Annotated in this window: 1 pseudogene; it reads right to left on the reverse strand. The window is 63.5% G+C overall.

Annotated elements, in window-relative coordinates:
* Positions 1-334: pseudogene (locus HU811_RS27230) on the reverse strand (hypothetical protein); the annotation flags it as partial.

Consider the following 334-nt stretch of genomic DNA (forward strand, 5'->3'; position numbering starts at 1 on the left):
ACCCGGGAATAACGCAGCGGCTCCGAGCCGCGCTTGAGGTAGTAGTCGACGTCCACCGTGCCGTTCAAATTATCGATCACGTAGCGGTAGGGCACGGTAAACGGCACGGGGGCCCCCGCCGAACTGGTATTGAGTGGCCGCTCGTCAGGCGGCGCACTCACCCGCGAGCCCCTCCAGCGCAGCCCGATGATGTCGCCGGGCACGGTACCCGTGTAGGGCGCTGAAACATTGGCCCCTACATTGGGATTTACGTTGCTCGGGTCCAGCACATCGTTGCTGTCGGCTTCGATGACATCGGGCTTTTCCATTTCCGGCTGGCCGCTGCCCACGGACA

The sequence above is a fragment of the Pseudomonas tehranensis genome (assembly GCF_014268615.1).
Lineage (GTDB): Bacteria > Pseudomonadota > Gammaproteobacteria > Pseudomonadales > Pseudomonadaceae > Aquipseudomonas > Aquipseudomonas tehranensis.